Annotated in this window: 3 protein-coding genes and 1 pseudogene; 2 read left to right on the top strand and 2 right to left on the bottom strand. The window is 68.7% G+C overall.

Going from position 1 to position 2,550, the window contains the following annotated elements:
• Positions 1-584, top strand: a 584-nt coding sequence (locus tag JHD07_RS27845; RefSeq protein WP_291627889.1) for a S1 RNA-binding domain-containing protein, incomplete at its 5' end; no start/stop codon positions are given.
• Between the two features lie 256 nt (positions 585-840).
• Here JHD07_RS27845 and JHD07_RS27840 read toward each other — a convergent pair.
• Entirely contained in the window at positions 841-1,212 is a 372-nt protein-coding gene (locus JHD07_RS27840; RefSeq protein ID WP_291627887.1) for a helix-turn-helix transcriptional regulator, read from the bottom strand.
• Positions 1,209-2,075: a S1C family serine protease gene (locus JHD07_RS27835; RefSeq protein WP_291627885.1), complete on the bottom strand. Its 867-nt coding sequence runs from the start codon at positions 2,073-2,075 to the stop codon at positions 1,209-1,211. The genes JHD07_RS27840 and JHD07_RS27835 overlap by 4 nt, the downstream gene beginning before the upstream one ends.
• 200 nt (positions 2,076-2,275) lie before the next feature.
• Between JHD07_RS27835 and JHD07_RS27830 the strand changes: the two are divergent.
• Positions 2,276-2,550 (top strand): annotated as a pseudogene (locus JHD07_RS27830) (VOC family protein); the annotation flags it as partial.

The following is a 2,550-nucleotide window of genomic DNA, read 5'->3' as shown; positions in this document are numbered from 1 at the left end:
ACATCAAGGCGCTGATCGGCAACAGCGAGATCGTGCGTACCCTGAAGCCGAAGGATTTTGTCGACGAGACCTTCGGCCTGCCGACCGTCACCGACATTTTGAAAGAATTGGAGAAGCCCGGCCGCGACCCGCGTCCGGCGTTCAAGGCCGCCGTGTTCAAGGAAGGCGTCGAGGAGATCAAGGATCTCAAGAAGGGCATGATCCTCGAGGGCACCGTCACCAACGTCGCCGCGTTCGGCGCCTTCGTCGATATCGGCGTGCACCAGGACGGCCTCGTGCACATTTCGGCGATGTCCAAGACCTATATCAAGGATCCGCGCGAGGTCGTGAAGCCCGGCGATATCGTCAAGGTCAAGGTGCTGGACTTCGAGGTCGCGCGCAAGCGCATCTCGCTGACGCTGCGCCTCGACGACGAGGTCGGCGCCAAGAAAGACGCCCCCGGTATGCAGCGCGACAGCGGTCCACGCAATCCCGCCCGCATGACCTCGTCGGCCCCGCGCAAGCAGGAAGCTTCTTCAGGCGGCGGCGCCCTCGCCGAAGCGCTGCGCCGCGCCGCGGAGAAGAACGGCGGCAAGCGGGTGTGACGTCTTTTGTTTCTCTCCGCTGTTTCGGCAGGGGAGTCGCATAGGGAAGCGATCCCGCCTGTGGCCATCCTTCGAGACGCCCGCCGTTGGCGGGCCCTCAGGATGAGGTCGGAGTGTGCGGCACCCGCTTCAACGAGCACCGACGCTGCTTAGCCTCATCCTGAGGAGACCGCGAAGCGGTTGTCTCGAAGGACGAGGCGCGCGCTCAGGGCCTGCAAAACGCCTTGTGCGTTGACGAGGAGAGAGCAGCCTTCGTTCACAGCTCGATCACGCCGCGGCGCGCGGCGTGCGCGACCGCATCGGTGCGACCGGTGGCGTCTAACTTGTCGAGCAGCGAGCCGACATGGAACTTCACGGTGTGCACGGAGATGCCGAGCTGCCGCGCGATCATCTTGTTGGAGGCGCCCTCGGCCATCAGCGCCAGTACGTCGAGCTCGCGCTGGGTCAGTGCGATGTCATCAGGCATGATGCGGGGGTCGCGTGCGACGATCGCCGCCGCGGCAGATTCGCCGGGCGCGGCAAGCCGCAGTCCCGTGACGTTGCCGAGCAGCTTCGCCAGGCGCTCGGCGAGAGCGGGATCGTCGATCTCCAGGGCGAGCACGATTTCCGGGGAGCTGCCCTCGCTCACGTCTCCGGCCTCTCGCCGACGGTGACCTTGAAGCCGGCCGGCTCGCCGCCGCGGCGCACCGCGAGGTCGATCACGGCGCCGACGCTCGAAGGTCCCAGCGTCCGCGCCAGCGCGCGCACGCCGGAGAGCTTTTGGCCGTCGACCGCGACGATCACATCGCCCTGGCGGATGCCAGCCGCCGCCGCAGGCCCGGCCTTGTCGACGTGCATCACCATGGCGCCGACGCCGTCGTCGAGCCGCACCGGCTGCAGCCCGAGGCCGAGATAGCCGCGCGCGACGCGCCCGCGTACCTCCAGCTGCGCCGCGACGCGCTCGATCGTCGTAGTCGGAATGACCAGCACGCGCCGCGGGCCGAGCACGGCCATGCCGAACGCTTGCCCCGAGGCATCGAGCGCAAGGCCGCCCTGCTGGGCGGGGCGCAGGCGGACGTCGAGCTCGATCCGTGCATCGATGTCGCCGCCGCGCAGGGATCGCCAGCTCTTGCCGGAGGTCGACACCATCCCGAGCGCCGCGCTCGGCGTGTCGCGGTCGGTGGCGACCACGATCGCCAATGCGCCCAGCGGCGGAACGGTTGCCGCGAGCTTGACCGGGGCCGATGCGATGTCGGCACGCAGCAGCGCGATATCGGTGGTGTGGTCGCGGCCGGCGATGCTGGCCGGACACGTGCGGCCGTCGGGCAGGCCGATCTCGACCGCGCCCTCGTCGGCCAGCGCCTCGTCCGCGGTGACGATCAGCCCCGTCTTCCAGACGAAGCCGGTCGAGCGAAAGCGGTGCGAGTGCACGGAGACGATCGAGGGTACGGTGCGCGCCACCACCTCCGCGAGGGCGGACGACAGCGAAGACAGGGGACTGGGATCGGTCATGGCGTGCTCCTGGGGTTGCCCTCAATCTGGGATGTCAGGGGCGTTGGCGAAACTGGCCGGGTGGCCAGGACATGACGGATGGCCGAGCCCGTAGGACCACGGCCGACGAACATGTGATTGGGAGCGCCTCACGGCAACGTGTAGCAATCCCGCGATTGCGCCCCATGGCCCAAGGATTGCTGCAAGGATTGCGAGCCCTCATGACCATCGACCTCACCCGCCGCACCCTGCTGCAGCTCGCCGGCGCCACCTCGCTCGCGGCGGCGGCCGCCGCCGCGGCGCGCGCCGAGGGCACGCCGCAGGGCGGCGGCCCGACCTTTGCCAGTCGTACCCCGATGCGGGTCGGCATGGTGACGCTGCGGGTGAAGAACCTCGACAAGGTCGCCGACTATTACCGCGACGTGATCGGGCTCACCGTGATGGAGCGCTCGGGCATCGCGGCAAAGCTCGGCACATCAGGCATCGCGCTGCTGGT

Origin of the sequence: Bradyrhizobium sp. (assembly GCF_016462955.1) — a bacterium.
In the GTDB taxonomy this organism is placed as follows: Bacteria; Pseudomonadota; Alphaproteobacteria; order Rhizobiales; family Xanthobacteraceae; genus Bradyrhizobium.
This window is presented reverse-complemented; position numbering and strand designations above follow the sequence as displayed.